This window comes from Escherichia sp. WS1152 (assembly GCF_046487665.1).
Taxonomy (GTDB): Bacteria; Pseudomonadota; Gammaproteobacteria; order Enterobacterales; family Enterobacteriaceae; genus Escherichia; species Escherichia coli.
Genome location: NZ_JBJQJA010000001.1, coordinates 735,003 through 756,334, shown reverse-complemented (window position 1 = coordinate 756,334; position 21,332 = coordinate 735,003). Strand labels below are relative to the sequence as shown.

At 48.9% G+C, this 21,332-nt stretch carries 20 protein-coding genes; 11 read left to right on the top strand and 9 right to left on the bottom strand.

Annotation, left to right across the window (positions count from 1 at the left end; translation table 11 throughout):
• Positions 1-15: 15 nt before the first annotated feature.
• The 4 genes from abgT (at position 16) to uspE (ending at position 4,117) form a co-directional block, all read left to right on the top strand.
• Positions 16-1,542 carry a p-aminobenzoyl-glutamate transporter gene (gene abgT / locus ACJHW7_RS03695; protein WP_000062967.1) on the top strand — a complete coding sequence of 509 codons (1,527 nt, stop codon included), beginning with the start codon at positions 16-18 and terminating at the stop codon, positions 1,540-1,542.
• Between the two features lie 10 nt (positions 1,543-1,552).
• Positions 1,553-2,068, top strand: a complete 516-nt coding sequence (gene ogt / locus ACJHW7_RS03690) for a methylated-DNA--[protein]-cysteine S-methyltransferase (RefSeq protein WP_000945011.1) — start codon at positions 1,553-1,555, stop codon at positions 2,066-2,068.
• Positions 2,069-2,262: 194 nt separating this feature from the next.
• Entirely contained in the window at positions 2,263-3,015 is a 753-nt protein-coding gene (fnr, locus tag ACJHW7_RS03685) for a fumarate/nitrate reduction transcriptional regulator Fnr (RefSeq protein ID WP_000611911.1), read from the top strand.
• Between the two features lie 151 nt (positions 3,016-3,166).
• Positions 3,167-4,117, top strand: coding sequence for a universal stress protein UspE (gene uspE / locus ACJHW7_RS03680; RefSeq protein WP_001262123.1), 951 nt, complete (start codon positions 3,167-3,169; stop codon positions 4,115-4,117).
• A 49-nt stretch (positions 4,118-4,166) separates the two neighbouring features.
• On the opposite strand, the gene ACJHW7_RS03675 is transcribed toward uspE, so the two are convergent.
• Complete coding sequence (locus ACJHW7_RS03675) at positions 4,167-4,424, bottom strand: DUF2534 family protein (protein WP_000605090.1); 258 nt, start codon at positions 4,422-4,424, stop codon at positions 4,167-4,169.
• A gap of 243 nt (positions 4,425-4,667) precedes the next feature.
• Here ACJHW7_RS03675 and ynaI point away from each other — a divergent pair, with 243 nt between their 5' ends.
• Entirely contained in the window at positions 4,668-5,699 is a 1,032-nt protein-coding gene (gene ynaI / locus ACJHW7_RS03670) for a low conductance mechanosensitive channel YnaI (RefSeq protein ID WP_000559901.1), read from the top strand.
• Positions 5,700-5,749: 50 nt separating this feature from the next.
• Here ynaI and mppA read toward each other — a convergent pair whose 3' ends face one another.
• Both mppA and pgrR read right to left on the bottom strand, forming a co-directional pair.
• Positions 5,750-7,363, bottom strand: coding sequence for a murein tripeptide ABC transporter substrate-binding protein MppA (gene mppA / locus ACJHW7_RS03665; RefSeq protein ID WP_040234693.1), 1,614 nt, complete (start codon positions 7,361-7,363; stop codon positions 5,750-5,752).
• Positions 7,364-7,699: 336 nt separating this feature from the next.
• On the bottom strand, positions 7,700-8,599 hold the full coding sequence (gene pgrR, locus ACJHW7_RS03660) for a DNA-binding transcriptional regulator PgrR (protein ID WP_000817693.1): 900 nt from the start codon (positions 8,597-8,599) through the stop codon (positions 7,700-7,702).
• Positions 8,600-8,736: 137 nt separating this feature from the next.
• Here pgrR and ACJHW7_RS03655 point away from each other — a divergent pair, with 137 nt between their 5' ends.
• The 4 genes from ACJHW7_RS03655 to mpaA all read left to right on the top strand — a co-directional run bounded on the left by ACJHW7_RS03655 (position 8,737) and on the right by mpaA (position 12,282).
• Positions 8,737-9,657 (top strand): alpha/beta hydrolase, encoded by a 921-nt coding sequence (locus ACJHW7_RS03655; protein ID WP_001345592.1) that lies wholly within the window; start codon positions 8,737-8,739, stop codon positions 9,655-9,657.
• The gene (locus tag ACJHW7_RS03650; RefSeq protein ID WP_000680607.1) at positions 9,657-10,589 is read left to right on the top strand and encodes an alpha/beta hydrolase; all 933 of its coding nucleotides are present in this window, start codon (positions 9,657-9,659) and stop codon (positions 10,587-10,589) included. The genes ACJHW7_RS03655 and ACJHW7_RS03650 overlap by 1 nt, the downstream gene beginning before the upstream one ends.
• Before the next feature lie 17 nt (positions 10,590-10,606).
• Positions 10,607-11,245, top strand: coding sequence for an SDR family oxidoreductase (locus tag ACJHW7_RS03645; RefSeq protein ID WP_024192759.1), 639 nt, complete (start codon positions 10,607-10,609; stop codon positions 11,243-11,245).
• Positions 11,246-11,553: 308 nt separating this feature from the next.
• Positions 11,554-12,282 (top strand): murein tripeptide amidase MpaA, encoded by a 729-nt coding sequence (gene mpaA, locus ACJHW7_RS03640; RefSeq protein ID WP_000217817.1) that lies wholly within the window; start codon positions 11,554-11,556, stop codon positions 12,280-12,282.
• Here the strand turns inward: mpaA and ycjG are convergent.
• Entirely contained in the window at positions 12,257-13,222 is a 966-nt protein-coding gene (ycjG, locus tag ACJHW7_RS03635; protein ID WP_001295588.1) for an L-Ala-D/L-Glu epimerase, read from the bottom strand. The two genes, mpaA and ycjG, sit on opposite strands and share 26 nt — an antisense overlap.
• A gap of 118 nt (positions 13,223-13,340) precedes the next feature.
• Here ycjG and tpx point away from each other — a divergent pair, with 118 nt between their 5' ends.
• Complete coding sequence (gene tpx / locus ACJHW7_RS03630; RefSeq protein WP_000084387.1) at positions 13,341-13,847, top strand: thiol peroxidase; 507 nt, start codon at positions 13,341-13,343, stop codon at positions 13,845-13,847.
• A gap of 43 nt (positions 13,848-13,890) precedes the next feature.
• Here the strand turns inward: tpx and tyrR are convergent, their stop codons facing one another.
• From tyrR to ACJHW7_RS03615, 3 genes are all read right to left on the bottom strand, one after another.
• On the bottom strand, positions 13,891-15,432 hold the full coding sequence (gene tyrR / locus ACJHW7_RS03625; protein WP_001349886.1) for a transcriptional regulator TyrR: 1,542 nt from the start codon (positions 15,430-15,432) through the stop codon (positions 13,891-13,893).
• Between the two features lie 147 nt (positions 15,433-15,579).
• Positions 15,580-16,641, bottom strand: coding sequence for a YcjF family protein (locus ACJHW7_RS03620; RefSeq protein ID WP_000138717.1), 1,062 nt, complete (start codon positions 16,639-16,641; stop codon positions 15,580-15,582).
• Positions 16,638-18,035 carry a YcjX family protein gene (locus ACJHW7_RS03615; RefSeq protein WP_000825784.1) on the bottom strand — a complete coding sequence of 466 codons (1,398 nt, stop codon included), beginning with the start codon at positions 18,033-18,035 and terminating at the stop codon, positions 16,638-16,640. Before ACJHW7_RS03615 ends, ACJHW7_RS03620 begins: the two co-directional genes overlap by 4 nt.
• A gap of 154 nt (positions 18,036-18,189) precedes the next feature.
• Here ACJHW7_RS03615 and ACJHW7_RS03610 point away from each other — a divergent pair, with 154 nt between their 5' ends.
• Positions 18,190-19,188: a LacI family DNA-binding transcriptional regulator gene (locus ACJHW7_RS03610; RefSeq protein WP_000075383.1), complete on the top strand. Its 999-nt coding sequence runs from the start codon at positions 18,190-18,192 to the stop codon at positions 19,186-19,188.
• Between the two features lie 110 nt (positions 19,189-19,298).
• Here ACJHW7_RS03610 and ompG read toward each other — a convergent pair whose 3' ends face one another.
• Both ompG and ACJHW7_RS03600 read right to left on the bottom strand, forming a co-directional pair.
• Positions 19,299-20,204 carry a monomeric porin OmpG gene (ompG, locus tag ACJHW7_RS03605; protein ID WP_000735257.1) on the bottom strand — a complete coding sequence of 302 codons (906 nt, stop codon included), beginning with the start codon at positions 20,202-20,204 and terminating at the stop codon, positions 19,299-19,301.
• Positions 20,205-20,248: 44 nt separating this feature from the next.
• Positions 20,249-21,331, bottom strand: a complete 1,083-nt coding sequence (locus ACJHW7_RS03600; protein WP_000057977.1) for an ABC transporter ATP-binding protein — start codon at positions 21,329-21,331, stop codon at positions 20,249-20,251.
• Between the last annotated feature and the right edge of the window lies 1 nt (position 21,332).

The following is a 21,332-nucleotide window of genomic DNA, read 5'->3' as shown; positions in this document are numbered from 1 at the left end:
AACCGAGGAATGCCCATGAGTATGTCATCCATACCGTCGTCCTCCCAATCCGGGAAGCTCTATGGCTGGGTCGAAAGAATTGGTAACAAGGTTCCCCATCCTTTTTTGCTCTTTATCTATTTGATAATCGTACTCATGGTGACGACGGCAATTTTGTCAGCCTTTGGCGTCAGTGCGAAAAACCCGACCGATGGTACGCCGGTGGTGGTGAAAAACCTGCTCAGTGTGGAAGGATTACACTGGTTTTTACCCAATGTGATTAAAAACTTTAGCGGTTTTGCTCCACTTGGAGCGATCCTGGCGCTGGTTTTAGGTGCCGGCCTAGCGGAGCGCGTCGGCTTACTGCCAGCGCTAATGGTTAAAATGGCATCGCATGTTAATGCCCGCTACGCCAGTTATATGGTGCTGTTTATTGCTTTTTTCAGCCACATTTCTTCCGATGCGGCGTTAGTGATCATGCCACCGATGGGTGCGCTGATTTTTCTGGCGGTGGGCAGGCATCCAGTTGCAGGTTTACTGGCCGCCATTGCAGGCGTAGGTTGCGGCTTCACGGCTAATTTACTGATTGTCACAACCGACGTGTTGCTGTCGGGGATCAGCACGGAAGCGGCGGCTGCGTTCAATCCGCAAATGCACGTCAGTGTAATTGATAACTGGTATTTTATGGCCAGCTCCGTAGTCGTACTGACGATTGTTGGCGGCCTGATAACCGACAAAATCATCGAGCCACGGTTAGGTCAATGGCAGGGAAACAGCGATGAGAAACTGCAGACATTGACCGAAAGTCAGCGTTTTGGTTTACGCATAGCAGGTGTCGTATCGCTACTTTTTATTGCTGCGATCGCGCTGATGGTGATCCCGGAAAACGGGATATTGCGCGATCCGATTAATCACACCGTGATGCCATCACCCTTTATTAAAGGTATCGTGCCACTGATCATTCTTTTTTTCTTTGTTGTCTCGCTGGCTTATGGCATCGCTACCCGCACAATTCGACGTCAGGCGGATTTACCGCATTTAATGATTGAACCGATGAAAGAGATGGCGGGATTTATCGTGATGGTTTTTCCCCTAGCCCAGTTTGTCGCCATGTTTAACTGGAGCAACATGGGGAAATTCATCGCCGTGGGGCTGACCGATATACTTGAAAGTTCAGGGCTTAGCGGCATCCCGGCGTTTGTCGGTCTGGCGTTGCTTTCCTCTTTCTTATGCATGTTTATTGCCAGCGGTTCCGCAATCTGGTCGATTCTGGCCCCCATTTTCGTACCAATGTTTATGCTACTTGGCTTTCACCCGGCATTTGCGCAAATCCTCTTTCGTATTGCCGACTCATCCGTATTGCCTTTAGCGCCGGTATCTCCTTTTGTTCCACTGTTTCTTGGATTCCTGCAACGCTACAAACCAGACGCGAAACTGGGTACTTACTATTCGTTAGTCTTGCCCTATCCGCTTATCTTTTTGGTGGTATGGCTGCTGATGTTGCTGGCGTGGTATCTTGTCGGTCTGCCGATAGGTCCGGGTATTTACCCACGTTTGTCTTAAGAGAGAACGGATGCTGAGATTACTTGAAGAAAAAATTGCCACGCCACTGGGTCCACTGTGGGTGATTTGCGATGAGCAATTTCGCCTGCGGGCGGTTGAATGGGAAGAGTACAGCGAACGCATGGTGCAGCTGCTGGACATCCATTATCGCAAAGAAGGCTATGAGCGCATTTCTGCCACCAACCCAGGTGGTTTAAGCGACAAGCTTCGTGAATATTTTGCCGGTAATCTTAGCATTATTGATACGCTTCCCACTGCCACGGGGGGGACGCCATTTCAGCGCGAAGTCTGGAAAACACTGCGCACTATCCCCTGCGGGCAGGTAATGCATTATGGCCAACTGGCTGAACAATTAGGCCGCCCTGGCGCGGCGCGTGCCGTTGGTGCGGCAAACGGATCGAATCCCATCAGCATCGTCGTACCTTGCCATCGGGTTATTGGCCGAAACGGCACCATGACCGGATATGCAGGCGGAGTTCAGCGAAAAGAGTGGTTATTGCGCCACGAAGGTTATCTTTTGCTGTAAACATTAAACAATTTGTGCCAGCTTGTTCACACTTTTATGTAAAGTTACCCTTAACAACTTAAGGGTTTTCAAATAGATAGACATATATTTACATCTAATATCGGAATTCTCTGCTGTTAAGGTTTGCTTAGACTTACTTGCTCCCTAAAAAGATGTTAAAATTGACAAATATCAATTACGGCTTGAGCAGACCTATGATCCCGGAAAAGCGAATTATACGGCGCATTCAGTCTGGCGGTTGTGCTATCCATTGCCAGGATTGCAGCATCAGCCAGCTTTGCATCCCGTTCACACTCAACGAACATGAGCTTGATCAGCTTGATAATATCATTGAGCGGAAGAAGCCTATTCAGAAAGGCCAGACGCTGTTTAAGGCTGGTGATGAACTTAAATCGCTTTATGCCATCCGCTCCGGTACGATTAAAAGTTATACCATCACTGAGCAAGGCGACGAGCAAATCACTGGTTTCCATTTAGCAGGCGACCTGGTGGGATTTGACGCCATCGGCAGCGGCCATCACCCGAGCTTCGCGCAGGCGCTGGAAACCTCGATGGTATGTGAAATCCCGTTCGAAACGCTGGACGATTTGTCCGGTAAAATGCCGAATCTGCGTCAGCAGATGATGCGTCTGATGAGCGGTGAAATCAAAGGCGATCAGGACATGATCCTGCTGTTGTCGAAGAAAAATGCCGAGGAACGTCTGGCTGCATTCATCTACAACCTGTCCCGTCGTTTTGCCCAACGCGGCTTCTCCCCTCGTGAATTCCGCCTGACGATGACTCGTGGCGATATCGGTAACTATCTGGGCCTGACGGTAGAAACCATCAGCCGTCTGCTGGGTCGCTTCCAGAAAAGCGGCATGCTGGCAGTCAAAGGTAAATACATCACCATCGAAAATAACGATGCGCTGGCCCAGCTTGCTGGTCATACGCGTAACGTTGCCTGATTTTTCCGCATAACTCACTATCCTTCTGTCATATCATTAAATTTTTCTGATTTATTGATCTGGCAGAAGGTTCATCACTGTTTCATTCACCAGATATGGGTTAATCTTTTAATTACAAACTGCGTTGACAGTTGTTGTAAGGAGACCCTGTATGGCTATGTATCAGAACATGCTCGTTGTTATCGATCCTAACCAGGACGACCAACCAGCATTGCGGCGAGCTGTTTATTTACATCAACGGATTGGTGGCAAAATTAAAGCCTTTTTGCCGATCTATGACTTCTCATACGAAATGACCACCCTGCTCTCCCCGGACGAACGTACCGCTATGCGTCAGGGCGTCATCAGCCAGCGTACAGCCTGGATCCACGAGCAGGCAAAATATTATCTCAATGCTGGCGTTCCCATTGAAATTAAAGTGGTCTGGCATAACCGTCCCTTCGAAGCCATCATTCAGGAAGTGATCAGCGGCGGGCACGATTTGGTGCTAAAAATGGCGCACCAACATGACCGTCTGGAAGCGGTGATTTTTACGCCAACGGACTGGCATCTGTTACGCAAATGCCCAAGCCCGGTGTGGATGGTGAAAGACCAGCCGTGGCCGGAAGGAGGCAAGGCGCTGGTGGCGGTGAATCTCGCCAGTGAAGAGCCGTATCATAATGCGCTCAATGAAAAACTGGTCAAAGAGACGATCGAACTGGCAGAACAAGTCAACCATACCGAAGTTCATCTGGTTGGCGCTTATCCGGTAACGCCAATTAATATCGCGATTGAACTGCCGGAATTTGATCCGAGCGTTTATAACGATGCCATTCGTGGGCAACATTTGCTGGCAATGAAAGCTCTGCGGCAGAAATTCGGCATTAATGAAAACATGACGCACGTAGAAAAAGGTCTGCCAGAAGAGGTGATTCCTGATTTGGCGGAGCACTTACAGGCGGGGATTGTGGTTCTGGGCACGGTAGGACGCACCGGTATTTCAGCAGCATTCCTCGGCAACACGGCGGAACAGGTGATTGATCATCTTCGCTGCGATCTGTTGGTCATTAAACCTGACCAGTATCAGACACCCGTTGAACTGGATGACGAAGAAGACGATTAACGACTCTTCAATAACTGACAAGGCCCGAGTTATCGGGCCTATTTTTTACTTACTGCTCTTCGCCGCCAAGGAAATAAATTCCCAACGGGATTGCCAGCAACACAGTAAAGACCAGGCTATAAACAAAAATCATCGATGACTGAATCACATACATTGATGTCGTCCACTCAGACAGCGGAATATTGTACTGTTCTATAACGCCGCCGATAGTCGCGCGAGTCACAACCGACGCCGCAATAATGAAAACCGCCAACAAACCAAAGAGAAATTTCTTCCCTTTCGCTGACTTCAGTTTCGCCATAATCATGATGTAATCCTTGTGCAGACAAATTTCTTGTTACCTAAACGTAACAATACCATGACATTTCACCGTTGTCTGCTCTGAAAACCTCACCTCTTAGCTGGATTTACAATCAACGCATTGATTAGTTAGCTAATATTGCTACTTACTTCCCTGACTATTGATGATCTGAATGAATTGTCGCGGTAAAATAGCCCCGCCAGGGGTTTCCGGCATGACGACAATTATCTGGAGGAGCCTGATAAAACAATGATCGCTGAACTGTTTACAAATAATGCGCTTAATCTGGTCATTATTTTCGGTAGCTGCGCAGCATTGATTCTGATGAGCTTTTGGTTTCGCCGCGGAAATCGTAAAAGAAAAGGTTTTTTATTCCATGCGGTGCAATTTTTAATCTACACCATAATTATCAGTGCTGTTGGTAGCATTATTAATTATGTTATAGAAAACTATAAACTCAAATTTATCACCCCAGGCGTTATCGATTTTATCTGTACGTCCCTGATTGCGGTTATTCTGACGATTAAGCTATTTTTGCTGATTAATCAGTTTGAAAAACAGCAGATTAAAAAAGGTCGCGATATCACCAGTGCGCGGATTATGTCGCGCATTATCAAAATCACCATTATTGTGGTGCTTGTTCTGCTTTATGGCGAACATTTCGGCATGAGCCTTTCTGGCTTGCTGACCTTTGGTGGTATTGGTGGTCTGGCTGTCGGTATGGCCGGTAAAGATATTCTGAGTAATTTCTTTTCCGGGATCATGCTCTATTTCGACCGTCCTTTCAGTATTGGCGACTGGATCCGTTCACCGGACAGAAATATCGAAGGTACAGTAGCGGAAATTGGCTGGCGAATTACCAAAATTACGACCTTTGATAATCGTCCATTGTACGTACCGAACTCGCTGTTTTCGTCGATCAGCGTAGAAAACCCAGGACGAATGACCAACCGCCGCATTACCACGACCATTGGTTTACGTTATGAGGATGCGGCAAAAGTGGGCGTTATTGTCGAAGCCGTACGTGAGATGCTGAAAAATCACCCGGCCATCGACCAGCGACAAACCTTACTGGTTTATTTCAACCAGTTTGCCGACTCGTCATTGAATATTATGGTTTATTGCTTTACCAAAACCACGGTATGGGCTGAATGGCTTGCTGCACAGCAAGACGTTTATTTGAAGATTATCGATATTGTGCAGTCACACGGCGCGGACTTTGCCTTCCCCAGCCAGACGCTGTATATGGATAACATTACACCGCAGGAACAGGGGCGCTAAATCAGACATCACTGGCGTTATCCACAAGGGTAACGCCAGTTCCCATCACATCAATGCTTCACAATATACATAGTCCGGCTGTACGCCACATCTTCCGGGTTATTAATGGGATAACCTTTCAGCCACGGCTTGATTAATCGTCCATTGGTATATTGATAAATTGGTGCAATCGGTGCTTGCTCCATGAGGATTTTTTCTGCCGCGTTGTAATCGGCATTACGCGCTTTAACGGTATTTTCCGTCGATGCCTGGGCCAGAACTTTGTCGTATGCCGGATTGTTAAAGCGTGAAATATTTCCTGAATGCGTTGACGTTAATAATGTCAGGAAAGTGGAGGGTTCATTATAATCCCCCACCCATGAGGCGCGGATAACATCAAAATTGCCGGTGTTACGGCTATCGATATAGGTTTTCCATTCCTGATTTTGCAATTTAACATCTACGCCAAGGTTCTTTTTCCACATCGATGCTACAGCAATCGCAATTTTTTGATGGTTTTCTGAAGTGTTATACAAAAGCGTCAGCTTCAGCGGTTTTCGCGGACCATAACCAGCTGCGCTCAACAAAGTTTTTGCCTGCGCATTCAGTTCTTCCTGACTCATTTGTTCAAACGGCGAAGGTTCCGGCGTAAATCCGGCGGTAACATCTGGTGTAAAATGCCACGCTGGCTTTTCGCCCGTCCCTAATACTTTTTCGGTCATCAGGCGGCGATCTATCGTCATACTTAATGCCAGACGAACGCGCTGATCTGCCGTCGGCCCTTTTTGCGTGTTAAACGCATAATAATAGGTCCCGAGCTGCGGCGGCGTATAAACCTGCCCCGGAATATCCTTCAACAGCTTCTGATACATATTTTTCGGGAAGGATTCGGTGATATCAATATCCCCCGCGAGGTAACGCTTAGTGGCTGCGGATTCCTGATTAATTGGCAGGAAGGTCACTTTTTGCAGTACCGTTTTGGCGTTATCCCAATAATGGGTATTCGGTACCACGACCAGTTTTTCATTGACTACGCGTTCTTTAAGAACATAAGCGCCATTGCCGATCAGATTTCCGGGTTTCGTCCACTCTTTACCGCTTTCTACGTTGGCTTTTTGCACCGGGAAGAAGGCAAAGTTAGCGGTTAAATTCACAAACCACGGCAACGGTTTATCAAGCTGAATTTTCAAGGTATGGGCATCAACTGCGGTGACGCCAAGCTGGTCAGGCGTAGCTTTACCATCAATAATCGCCTGTGCGTTGTTGATTCCCGCCAGCGCGGCAAACCATGCAAATGGCGATAGCGTTTTCGGGTCCACCAGACGTTGCCAGCTGTAGACAAAATCTTGCGCCGTTACCGGTGTGCCATCCGCCCATTTTGCGTTATCGCGCAGGGTAAAAGTCCAGATACGGTTGTCATTACTTTTCCACTGAGTCGCAACGCCGGGGACAATCTCCCCTTTCTCGTTCTGATTCACCAGTCCTTCAAACAGATCGCGAATGACCTGAATCTCTGGCAGGCCCACGGCTTTAGCGGGATCCAGCGACGCAGGCTCATCTTTAATGTGGCGCACCAGCTCCTGCTTCTCTGCCAGTACTGTGCCGCTCGGAACTTCTGCAGCATACGAAAGAGAAATGCTGCTGACCAACAGCGCACAACACGTGACTGAAACAGAGTGCTTCATAAGTTTCCCTCTAACCGACATTAAAATTGATGCGTAATTATTTGTTTCGCCTTAAAGAAATGCAAACAACTTCCATCAAAAAAGTGACACAGGAAGCATAAAATGTTTTATGTATCAATATATTAAATCAGATTTAGTGTAAATAATCGACGCCAAAATGCGGTAAAGCACATAGAACACCGAACACTACATTCAGGCTTCGCACGTTCAAACCAGTTTTCGGTATCATAATCAGCATCTGTCGCCATTGTACGAAGAATAAAAAATAACCAAAACGTTGATAGGAACTGAGAATACGTTAAGAGAGAAATTAAATTAATGTATCAGCAAGTAGTGCTAAACAGCACCTTTATACTTCAGCCTATCTATAAATAATGAGAATGCCGAGCCAGCATGTCGACGGTGTGGATAGTACAGGTGATAACCGGGTAAATCTGGTGTGAATTTATCCAAAACACGTATCAGTTTTTTTTCTTTAATAGCCCGCTCAACCTGATCATAAGGTAGATACGCCAATCCATGCCCATCAATTGCAGCATCAATGATCAGGTCTATCGTATTCAGTAAAAGCTGACCTTCCATGCGAACACGAACTTCACGTCCACCGCGTATTAATCTCCAGCGATTTGCTGTACCCGATGTGGGAAGATACAAATTAATTGCCTGATGATCTATTAATTGTGACACTGACGTTGGAACACTTCGGCGAGAAAAATAATCCGGTGAGCCAACAATAGCCATTGGTATATCTGGCCCGATTCGAATGGCGATCATATCTTTATCCATCTCCCCACCCAGACGGACGCCTGCATCAAAACGTTCAGAAACGACATCGGTCAAACCATAATCAATGGTGAGCTGAATATCAATTTCAGGATGCGATTTCAGGAATGTGCGCATTGCTGGTAACAATATCGTTTTTGCTGCATGTTCTACAGTAGTAATACGTATTGTCCCGGATGGGCGGTTCTGCAGCTCGCTCAGGGATGCCAGGGCTGAATCTATGTCATGCAACATAGGGCCAAGAACAGACAAAAGATGCTCGCCCGCTTCAGTTGGAACAACGCTGCGCGTGGTTCGCGTCAGAAGCCGCAATCCCAATCGTTCTTCTATACGACGCACTATCTGGCTTAAAGCTGACTGCGCCATGCTCAGGCGGGCTGCTGCACGAGTGAAGCTACGCTCCTCTGCAACGACGACAAACGCCATCAGATCAGCGATTTCTTCACGCTTCATTCAGTATCTCCATGCAATCTATTAATCATTTAAATGATAGGTCTAATCATGATTTTGGGTCTAATCAACTTAATGATCAATATCTATAGTGATATCACCAACCGTTAAAACGAACCGACAACTCCATGAGGAACGGAATGATGAATAATAAAGTCAGCTTCACTAACAGCAATAATCCAACCATCTCTTTGTCTGCAGTGATCTATTTCCCTCCAAAATTTGATGAAACCCGTCAGTATCAGGCAATTGTGGTATCTCACCCAGGTGGGGGCGTTAAAGAACAAACGGCCGGAACCTATGCCAAAAAACTGGCGGAAAAGGGATTTGTCACTATTGCTTATGACGCATCTTATCAAGGTGAAAGTGGCGGCGAGCCGCGTCAGTTAGAAAACCCATACATTCGTACTGAAGACATCAGTGCCGTGATTGATTACCTGACAACGCTTTCTTATGTCGACAATACCCGAATTGGTGCGATGGGAATTTGTGCCGGTGCAGGATATACAGCCAATGCTGCAATTCAGGATCGCCGCATCAAGGCCATCGGTACCGTTAGTGCGGTCAATATTGGTTCGATGTTCCGTAATGGTTGGGAAAACAATGTGAAATCTATTGATGCCCTGCCATACGTTGAAGCGGGTTCAAACGCCCGAACCAGCGATATTAGCAGCGGAGAATATGCCGTTATGCCACTGGCACCAATGAAGGAGTCCGATGCGCCGAACGAAGAACTGCGTCAGGCCTGGGAGTATTACCACACCCCTCGCGCGCAGTATCCAACAGCACCGGGTTACGCTACTTTGCGCAGCCTTAACCAGATTATTACCTATGATGCTTACCATATGGCGGAAGTGTACCTGACTCAGCCGATGCAGATTGTGGCGGGCAGCCAGGCAGGGAGCAAATGGATGAGTGACGACCTGTACGATCGGGCATCAAGCCAGGATAAACGCTATCACATTGTTGAAGGCGCAAACCATATGGATCTTTATGACGGCAAAGCCTATGTGGCTGAAGCAATTTCAGTATTAGCTCCGTTCTTTGAGGAAACTCTGTAATGAAACATATTCAAATCCGCAATAGTGATATGGCCTGGCATATTGCTGCCAATATTCAGTTTCCACCAAATTTTGATGAGTCAAAACAGTATCCGGCGATTATCAGCGTCCATCCTTTTGGCAGTTGTAAGGAGCAGACGTCTGGCAATATCTATGGCAAAGCATTGGCTGAAAAAGGCTATCTCGTTCTCGCTTATGACGCCAGTTTCCAGGGAGAATCTGGTGGGGAGCCTCGCTGGATAGAAGATCCGACACAGCGCGTAGAGGATATTAGCCGTGTTATCGATTATGCAGTAACTCTGCCATATGTTAATGCTGAACGTATTGGCGTGCTGGGAGTGTGTGGGGGTGGTGGCTATGCCATTAATGCCGCGCTGACAGAAAAACGAATTAAAGCAGTAGTGAGTATTACGGGTGTTAATATCGGGCGTCTTTTTCGGGAAGGTTTCAGCAATTACGATCCGATTGGCGCATTGAATGCAATGGCGTCGCAACGAACCAAAGAGGCTCGTGGTGGAGAATTACAGATCAACGAATTACTTCCCGCCAGCCTGGATGCAGCAAAATCCCATGGACTGACCGAACGCGATGTTTATGAAGCAACTGACTACTATAAAACACCACGCGGGCAACAACCGGGAGGTGCGACAAAAATGTTGTTCTCACATGCACAGAAAACGCTGGCCTGGGATGCCTTCGCATTTACTGAAGTGTTACTGACTCAGCCGGTGATGGTAGTAGTTGGTGAAAAAGTCGGTGCCTTCGGTGCTTATCGTGATGGACTGGAAGTCTATGGCCGGGCGATGGTTTCGCAGGATCGTCAGTTAGTTTCATTACCCGATTTCTCACATTATGAACTGTATGACAAACCGGAAGCAGTTCAGGAGGCGCTGGAAAAAGTTATTCCTTTTTTCAACACCCATCTGGGATAAGTTTCATGAGAAATATTATGAAAAATGTACTGATTCTTGGTGCTGGCGGTCAGATAGCCCGCCATGTGATTAATCAACTGGCAGATAAACAAACCATTAAACAAACTTTATTTGCCCGTCAGCCAGCAAAAATCCACAAACCCTATCCAACTAATAGCAAGATTATTATGGGAGATGTACTGAATCATGCAGCACTGAAGCAGGCCATGCAGGGACAGGACGTTGTGTATGCCAACCTTACGGGGGAAGATTTAGATATTCAGGCAAATTCAGTGATCGCTGCGATGAAAGCCTGTGATGTTAAACGTCTGATCTTTGTTCTTTCCCTCGGTATTTATGATGAAGTTCCAGGAAAATTTGGCGAATGGAATAATGCAGTTATTGGTGAGCCCCTAAAACCATTCCGCAGGGCTGCGGATGCAATTGAGGCTTCTGGACTGGAATATACAATTCTTCGCCCTGCCTGGCTGACTGATGAAGATATTATTGATTATGAGCTTACCTCACGCAATGAACCATTCAAAGGTACGATCGTATCACGTAAGAGTGTCGCAGCATTAATCACAGATATCATCGATAAACCTGAGAAACACATTGGTGATAATATAGGTATCAATCAACCCGTGACTGATGGTGACAAGCCATTATTCATTTAAATCAATTACATAGTTACCATCGTAATGTACTATGTGCAGTACGATTTATTAAACTTATTAAGGTGAACTGATCAATCCGATGCGATTAACATGTGTAGAACCAGTAAGAATAAAATACGCCATGTATATAACATTACGACTTACATCTAAGTCAGCATAATTCTAATATCTGCACATCAATAAAAATGCAAACAACTTCCGGCAAAAAAGTGATACAAGATCGATGACATAGCGTTGAAGAAAAGGATTTGATAATCCGCAAAATTTGCACAACACTGCCTGTAATACTTCCTGAACCAGAGACGATCATGACCGTAAACCGCCCACGCGCCGAACGCGGCGCATTTCCGCCCGGAACAGAACATTACGGACGTTCATTATTGGGCGCGCCGTTAATCTGGTTTCCGGCCACTGCAGCCAGTCGCGAAAGTGGTTTGATTCTGGCTGGCACTCACGGTGATGAAAACTCTTCGGTCGTCACGCTCTCCTGTGCTCTGCGGACTTTGACACCTTCTTTGCGCCGCCATCATGTGGTGCTGTGTGTGAATCCTGACGGCTGCCAGCTGGGGTTACGGGCCAATGCTAATGGTGTGGATTTAAACAGAAACTTTCCGGCGGCGAACTGGAAGGAAGGTGAAACGGTTTATCGCTGGAACAGCGCCGCTGAAGAACGTGATGTCGTATTACTGACAGGTGACAAACCTGGCTCCGAACCTGAAACCCAGGCGCTGTGCCAGCTTATACACCGCATTCAACCTGCCTGGGTGGTCTCATTCCACGATCCACTGGCCTGTATTGAAGATCCCAGACACAGCGAATTAGGCGAATGGCTGGCCCAGGCGTTTGAATTGCCTCTGGTAACCAGCGTCGGTTATGAAACGCCTGGCTCTTTCGGCAGTTGGTGTGCAGATCTCAACTTGCATTGCATCACCGCAGAGTTTCCGCCCATCTCCTCCGACGAAGCCAGCGAAAAATATCTCTTTGCGATGGCAAACTTGCTGCGCTGGCATCCTAAAGATGCAATTCGCCCGTCGTGAACTGAAGCGCCGGTTCCACATCTACCGCCAGCCAGGTCGGTCCGTCAAGATCGGCGAAACTGACCTGCGGCACCAGCGGTAAAGCGGCGCTAATGGCACGAGAGGTACACAACATGCAGCCCAGCATCAGACTGAAACCTTGTGCACGCGCTTCAGTCGCCAGCGCCAGCGCTTCCGTCAGACCACCGGTTTTATCGAGCTTAATGTTAACCATCTCATAGCGCCCTTTCAGCGCCTTCAGATTGCTACGTGTATGACAACTCTCATCAGCACAAATCGGCAACGGATGAATAAAATTCTCCAGCGCCGCATCGTCCTGCGCAGGAAGGGGTTGTTCAAGCATCGCAACGCCTAAATCCGCCAATAGCTGGCAACGCGCCGCCAACCCTTCTGCACGCCAGGATTCATTTGCATCAACGATCAGCGTCGCATCGGGCACAGCTGTGCGAATTGCCACCATCCGCTCACTAATAAGATGGTTATCCAGCTTCACTTTCAGTAATTTCGCGCCTGCCTGCCAGAGTGTTGATGCACTATTGGCCATCTGATCAGGCGTACCGATGACTACCGTCTGTGCAGTGATAACTGTCTCGGGAAGCGTTATGCCGATCAAATCAGCCAGCGATTGCTGCTGTTTTCGCGCGGCCAGATCCCACAATGCACAATCCAGCGCATTACGTGCTGCGCCGGCAGGGAGAATTTTTTGCAACTCCTCCCGTGTCAGCCCTTTCTCTAATTGCGACACGACGCTCATAATTTGCGCCATTACCGAGGCATCACTTTCTCCATAACGCGGATACGGCGTGCATTCGCCGGTGCCTTTAATACCCTCTTCTTCCAGTTCAACCACCACCACGCGCGCTTCACTGCGACTTCCCCGGGCAATCACAAACGGGGTATGTAAGGGCCAGGCTTCCTCAAATACCTTAACGGTTCTCATCTTTACTCCTTGTTGTCGCGGTGGTCTGCGGATTAAGCGCAAATAGCGTTTGCTGTGTTATTGACAGTTAGCATAAACTAGGTGTGACGTTAACTATATGTAAACAGGAAAGATAATCATGTCACAAACCGTTCATTTCCAGGGCAACCCGGTTACAGTCGCCAATTCCATCCCGCAGGCGGGTAGCAAAGCGCAGACTTTTACTCTCGTAGCAAAAGATCTGTCTGACGTCACCCTCGGTCAGTTTGCGGGTAAACGCAAAGTGCTGAACATTTTCCCGAGTATTGATACCGGAGTTTGCGCCGCATCAGTACGTAAGTTTAACCAACTGGCAACCGAGATCGACAACACCGTTGTGCTGTGTATCTCTGCCGATCTGCCGTTCGCCCAGTCTCGTTTCTGCGGCGCAGAAGGTCTGAACAACGTTATCACCCTCTCCACTTTCCGTAACGCTGAATTCCTGCAAGCCTACGGTGTGGCAATTGCTGATGGCCCACTGAAAGGTCTGGCAGCGCGTGCCGTTGTGGTTATTGATGAAAATGACAATGTGATTTTCAGCCAGCTGGTGGATGAAATCACCACCGAGCCGGATTACGAAGCAGCTCTGGCGGTACTGAAAGCATAAGTTAATATGCCTGATGGTGTTGCACCATCAGGCATATTCGCGCTTACTCTTCGTTCTTCTTCTGGCTTAAGCCATATTCCCGCAACTTATTGGCAATCGCGGTATGTGAAACGCCGAGACGTTTTGCCAGTTTGCGCGTGCTGGGATAATTGCGATAAAGCTGGGTTAATACCGAGCGTTCAAAACGGCTGGTGATTTCATCCAGCGAACCTTCCATCGCATCTTCGCCCACGGCTACCGTTGCGGCGTCATAATCCGGCAACAAAATATCCTGTGGACGCAGCTCATAACCGTCCAGTTGTGTCAGTGCGCGATAGATAGCGTTCTTTAACTGCCGCACATTTCCCGGCCACGCATAACGCGTAAGTACAGTATTCAGGTCAGCGGCCAGTTTCGGACGCGGCACGCCCTGCTCGTCGGCAAAGCGGGCGACGAACAGCTCAGTTAACGGCATGATGTCCTGCGGACAGTCACGTAGCGGCGGCAGATTGAGCGTCAACACGTTCAGACGATAATAGAGATCTTCACGGAACACGCCTTTTTGCACCAGTTCGACCAGATTCTTCTGCGTAGCGCAAATCACCCGCACATCGACATGCACCTCATGGTCTTCGCCAACCCGACGGAAAGTGCCATCATTAAGGAAACGCAGTAATTTCGCCTGCATCCGTGGTGACATCTCACCTATTTCATCCAACAGCACCGAACCACCGTTCGCCTGCTCAAAGAATCCTTTCTTCCCTTCCGGAGCATGACCAAACAGTTCACTCTCGACCGCATCTTCCGGTATAGACGCACAGTTCAGCGCCAGGTAAGGTTTGCCCGCTCTGGGGCTTGCCTGATGGCAGGCGTAGGCAAAGAGATCTTTACCTGTACCTGTGTCACCCGTAATCAGCAGCGGCGCGCTTAGCATCGCCAGTTTCTGCGCCTGTTCGACAACATGCTTCATTTTCGGGCTGACGGCGACAATTTGACTGAAGGCGCTGACGTCCTGGGCGGCGACATTTTGCAACTGGCGGCCCATACGAATCGTTGATCGCAACATCACCACCGCACCGGTCAGGACGTGTTGATCATTTTCATCCTGAAGATAAACAGGCGTAATCTCCATCAGGAAATTCTGCCCATTAATAACGACATGCTCGTTATGGGAATCTTGCGGTTCGCTTTCCAGCCAACGTAAAAAATTAAAGCCGTTAATCAATTGTGCGGCGGTATGGTTGCGCAGGCGATCCAATTTTTGCGCAAAAAGCTGACAGCTCGCCGGGTTCGCCATATCCACTTTGCTTTTCATATCGACAGAGAGCACAGGTTCGGGCAACGCCTCCAGTAACGCGCTCAACGCCAGATGCTCACGTTCGGAAGGCATCCACGGGACAGTACGCACATCGGTAACACCTGCAATACGGCGTATTTCGGCCATCAGACTGCTGAAACTCTCAAACTCCAGTTCAGCAAAATTGAGGTAGATTCGCCCAATGGGATCAATCTCAATACCGCGTAAATCAATGCCTCTTAGCACGAGTAGATCGAGTAATTCGCGGGTCAGACCGAGTCGGTCTTCACAAAAGACTTCCAGACGCATGGGAACCTTCACCTGAAAAAAGAACAATTAATATGATGATATGACACTATTTGGATAGCAGGAAGGTTTCTGTCAACAATCATTGACACAAAGACGGAAAAACGGGCACTTCGGCGTAAAGATATCCGGTCAGCACCCGATATTGCATTATTTTTCGCTGGGCGTTTTGCCTTTTTGCAGCGTTTCTTTCACCTGACCGATAAGCTGACGACGGAAATCCCCGAGGCGAGGTTTGTCATCGTCAATCCACGGCAGCGGGCGGCAAAGCTCCATAGCTTTAATCCCGAGTCGTGCCGTCAGAAGTCCAGCACCAATTCCCTGAGCTGCGCGGGTAGACAAACGAGCAGCGAGATCTTGCGACATCCAGTCCATCCCCACTTCGCGCACCAGTTCGCTGGCTCCGGCAAAAGCGATATTCAGCAATACCAGCTTAAACAGACGCAAACGGCTGTAATACCCCAGTTCAATGCCATACAGCGTGGCGATGCGATTAATTAAACGCAGATTGCGCCAGGCGATAAACGCCATATCGACCAACGCCAGCGGGCTGACCGCAATCATCAACGTTGATTCCGCCGCCGAACGGCTGATTTCGCGCCGCGCCTGGGCATCTAAAACTGGCTGGACCAAATGCGCATACAAACTGACCACTTCACGGTCGTTTTGCGTTTCATGGATTGAGGCATACCAGCGTTGCAGCGCTGGATGAGACTGATCAATACCCGCCTGCTGCGCCAGTTTTTCGCAAAATGCGCGGCCTTTGCCCGTGCCGTGGCTGTGCAACAAATCGCGCGCTTCGTCGCGTTCATGGGCGCGCTGTCGCAAGCGCCATAAGCGCCGCCACTCTGTTACCACAGAACCTACGCCAGCGCCGATAATCAATGCCCCAGCGGCACATCCACCCAGCGCCACCCAGTCCTGAGTTTGCCAGGCATTCATTGTCCACTGTACACCCTGCCCGACAACGCTTGCGCCAAACAGAGCCAGCCCGCCCATCACCATTTTGCGCCACAGGCTGCGTTTCGGACGTAACGCTGCATCCATTACCGCTTCAACTTGCCCCTCTTCTTCAGGCGCTTCATCGAGCGTGGCCGGGGCAAAATTTTGCGCCTGATTTTCGTCAAAGGTCTGCTGCGCCCTGAATTTTGGATTCTGATCGACCTCCAGCGGACCGTCGAAATCAATACGTGGTTTTAACGGTTCGGTCATCGCAATTTATCTCCTATTAAAAATTCAAGCGCGGCATCAAGACGAATATGCGGCAGCGGTTTGTCGACATCCATCACCTGCGGGCGAAACGCTTCAAACTGGAACCCTTGCTTGTCCCAGAACGCCTGACCGGGCAAACGCGCAGGAACTTCACCGGGATAAACGGTGAGTGGCGCACCATCGCTGAGCCGGTTACCGCGCAATGCCGGAATTTTCTCGCCGTTGACGTCAATAATGCCGCTGGTGGTCGCCTGCACCGAGGCCAGCCCCAGGCAATCCATACTAATCCCTTCAAACGCCGCATTTTGCCAGGCATCCTGAATCAGTTGTTGCAGTAATGAAACCATATTGGCGTGCTGATCGATGGTCACATGGTCCGCTTTAGTGGCAGCAAACAATAGCTTATCGATAACCGGCGAAAACAAACGCCGGAACAAGGTACGCTGCCCGTAGTGGAAACTTTGCATCAGCTGCGTCAGTGCCAGACGCATATCATTAAATGCCTGTGGCCCACTGTTGAGAGGTTGCAGGCAATCAACCAGCACAATCTGGCGGTCAAAGCGCAGAAAATGATTCTTATAGAACCCCTTCACCACCTTCTCGCAGTAATAATTAAACCGCTCGCGCAGCATTCCGGCATTGGTGTGCTTATCGGCCTGCGCCAGTTTGGACTCGCCCCAGGCATCGACATCCGGCCACGGGAAGAATTGCAGCGCGGGCGCACCTGCCATATCTCCCGGCAAGACAAAGCGCCCAGGCTGAATAAAGTGCAGCCCCTGCTGTTTACAGTGGTGGAGATAATCGGTCCACGCGGCGGCAATGTCTGCCAGCCGGTTTTCGTCGGCAGGCGCTAGCGGGTCCAGCCCTTCGCACATCATTCGCCATTTGACCGACCATTCGCCGCGCTGACCATTGAGTAAGCCCGTCATCTGGCGTGACCAGCTTAAATAGTCCTGCGCCAGCATCGGCAGGTCGAGCAACCATTCGCCGGGATAATCCACAATCTCCAGATACAGCGTGGAGGTGTCCTTGAAGTGGCGTAGCAGCGAATCGTTCGATTTAAAACGTAGCGCCAGGCGGATTTCACTGACGCCGCGCGTTGGCGTCGGCCAGGCGGGAGGATCGCCATATAACTGCGCCAGTCCTTCATCATATGTGAAGCGCGGAATGCCAAAGTCACGCTGAGGAATGCGTTTTACGCCCAGCAGGCGCTCTTCACGCACCGCGCTTAACAGCGGCAAGCGTGCTCCGGCGTGAATATTGAGCAACTGATTGACCATCGCAGTGATAAACGCTGTTTTGCCGCTGCGGCTTAGTCCGGTTACGGCGAGGCGCAGATGTCTGTCGACACCCCGATTCACCAGCGCATTAAGTTCATTTTTAAGTCGCTTCATTGCTGTCCTGTGCTGCTCTGAAGACCAGAAAAAAATCATTCGTAAGGATATGAATGTGGGGGCCAGGCCATTGATTATCAACTGCCCGTGTTGTCATCGACGGGCGAACTCCATAAGATGTGCAGCATTCACGTTCGGACGGAGTTCCTGACCTATGTCCCCTACTATTTATGATATTGCCAGGGTTGCAGGCGTATCAAAATCCACCGTATCACGCGTGCTGAATAAGCAAACTAATATCTCCCCGGAAGCGCGCGAAAAAGTGTTACGGGCCATTGAAGAATTACAGTATCAGCCAAACAAGCTGGCCCGCGCGCTGACCTCTTCGGGTTTTGATGCCATTATGGTGATTTCTACCCGTTCGACCAAAACTACGGCGGGTAATCCGTTTTTCTCTGAAGTTTTGCATGCCATCACCGCCAAAGCTGAAGAGGAAGGTTTCGACGTGATATTGCAGACGTCGCACAATCCGGCAGAAGACTTACAAAAATGTGAAAGCAAAATTAAGCAGAAAATGATTAAAGGCATTATTATGCTAAGTTCGCCAGCGGATGAGTCATTTTTTGCCCAACTTGATAAATACGATATTCCTGTCGTGGTGATTGGCAAAGTTGAAGGTCAATATGCCCATGTTTATTCTGTCGATACCGATAATTTTGGCGACAGCATTGCGTTGACCGATGCATTAATTGAAAGTGGGCATCAAAATATTGCCTGCCTGCATGCTCCGCTTGATGTCCATGTTTCGGTTGATCGCGTTAATGGCTATAAGCAAAGTCTGTCCGCGCATAATATTGCAGTGCGTGATAAATGGATTGTTGACGGCGGTTATACCCATGAAACAGCACTGCAAGCAGCACGGCAATTATTAAGTCAGTCACCGTTGCCTGAGGCAGTGTTTGCCACTGACAGCCTGAAATTAATGAGCATTTATCGTGCGGCGGCAGAGAAAAATATTGCTATTCCGCAGCAGTTAGCGGTGGTGGGTTATAGTAATGAAACGCTGTCGTTTATTTTAACGCCTGCACCAGGCGGCATCGATGTTCCGACGCAGGAGTTAGGTCAACAAAGCTGCGAGTTATTATTCCGCTTAATTTCTGGAAAACCGTCACCACAGAATATTACCGTTGCCACGCATATGACGCTGAAATAAATACCAGCTACCTTGCCTGAATGCCGGATGCGATGCTAGCGCATCTTATCCGGCCTACATTTATAGATCGGATAAAGTACTCGCGCCGCATCCGGCAATTTAGCCCATTATCAGAACGAGTAATTTACGCCGACACCTGCATAATGGAATTTATCGCTGTCGCCTTCGTCGTGATCCTGCCACTCAAACGCGTATTCCAGCGAAACGGAAAGACCATTCTGGAAATCATAACCGTAAAATAAACCCACACGGTTAAAATCATGGCCTTCACGTTCGATATCATCCTGCCAGTCCCAGTTACTCCAGCGATCCAGCCCAATGCGCGTATACGGCGTCACCGAGTGGTTGCCGAGCGTCAGCGGCAAATAGGCGCGAATTTCTTGCGTAGAAAACTCACCGTTATTGCGGCTGTCGTCCATATTAAAGCCGCGCTCGAGATAATAGTTCACTCGCAAGGCAACCGTTTCGTTGAAGGTATATTGCAGGCCTGTTTCCGTTTCGACTCGGGTATCAGCGTAACCGGTCGTGTTCAGATCGTTGGCAAATTTATACATCGACAACCAACCGTTGAAACGTAAATCGTCAGTCAGTTTCACATCCCAGTCTGGCGCGATTTTCCAGCGCTGCATATTCGCCGTGTCTTTACCCGGTTCATCAACGTAGTGATAACCATAATTACGGAAACCGCCGGTCAGGCCGAAACTGAAATCATCGTTTTCGAGGAACTGATAATGCACCTCCAGCTCCGGGCGATCAAACCACGTTCCACGTTTACCCGCGCTATAATCTACCGGCCCTTCCTGATAATAGGCCAGAGCAATTCTCCACGGCCCGTTGGCGGCATTAAAATAGACTGAAGGCTCCGCCAGCCCATCCATATCTTCGCCATAACCCTCGACGTTTTCTATTTCGTACATCGCGCCGATATTAAAGTGCCAGTCGTTCCTTTCCTCGGCCTGTGCGCAGGCCATTCCCGCACACATCACCAGTGCGGTACAGGGTAATAACTTTTTCATTATTGTTCCTTGTATTATTCTGGGGGAATGCCTTCCCCCTGTATTTAGCGAATTGCTATTTCCGTTTCTGCATCAAAGAAATGACATTTCGTCATATCAAAATGAATAGTGATATTTTCTCCTGCATGATAATCATTTAACGCACCAGCACGGACCACTAACTCGTGCCCCCCAACCGTGGTGTAGAGCATAAATTCCGCACCGGTTAATTCTGCCACGCTAATTTTGGCGGAAATGTTATTTTCCTCTTGCGCGTCCGGATGAATATCTTCCGGACGTATTCCCATCACGATGGGCTTATGCAAACTTCCCTGTGTTTTCAGAACCGCTAATTTCTCTTCGGGAATGGTTAATTTAAGCGTTTCCGTAACGAATTTATCGCCATCGATCGTGCCACGAATAAAATTCATCGCCGGTGATCCAATAAATCCGGCAACAAACATATTCGCTGGTTGGTTATAAACCGTTTTCGGCGCACCAACTTGCTGAACAATCCCATCCTTCATAATCACAATCCGCGTCGCCATGGTCATCGCTTCGGTCTGATCGTGGGTCACGTAGATCATGGTGGTATTCAGCTTCTGGTGCAGCTTGCTGATCTCTGCGCGCATTTGCACGCGCAGCTTGGCATCAAGGTTAGAGAGCGGTTCATCCATTAAAAACACGCCCGCTTCGCGCACAATCGCCCGCCCGAGCGCCACACGCTGGCGTTGCCCGCCGGAAAGCGCGCCCGGCTTGCGTTTCAGGTACTCACGCAGGCCGAGAATTTGCGCCGCCCAGTTCACCCGCTCATCAATCACCTCTTTGGCGATTTTTTGCATCTTCAGGCCAAACGCCATGTTGTCGTAAACCGTCATATGCGGATACAACGCGTAGTTCTGGAACACCATCGCTATATTGCGTGCTTTGGCTGGAACGTCATTCATTCGTTTGCCGTCGATCAACAGATCGCCGCCGCTGATCTCCTCAAGCCCGGCAATCATGCGCAGGGTGGTCGACTTACCGCAGCCCGACGGGCCGACAAACACGATGAACTCTTTATCGGCAATTTCCAGGTTGAAGTCCTTCACCACATGCACCTGGTTATCGTAGATTTTTTGAATATGTTGTAACGAAAGCTGAGCCATG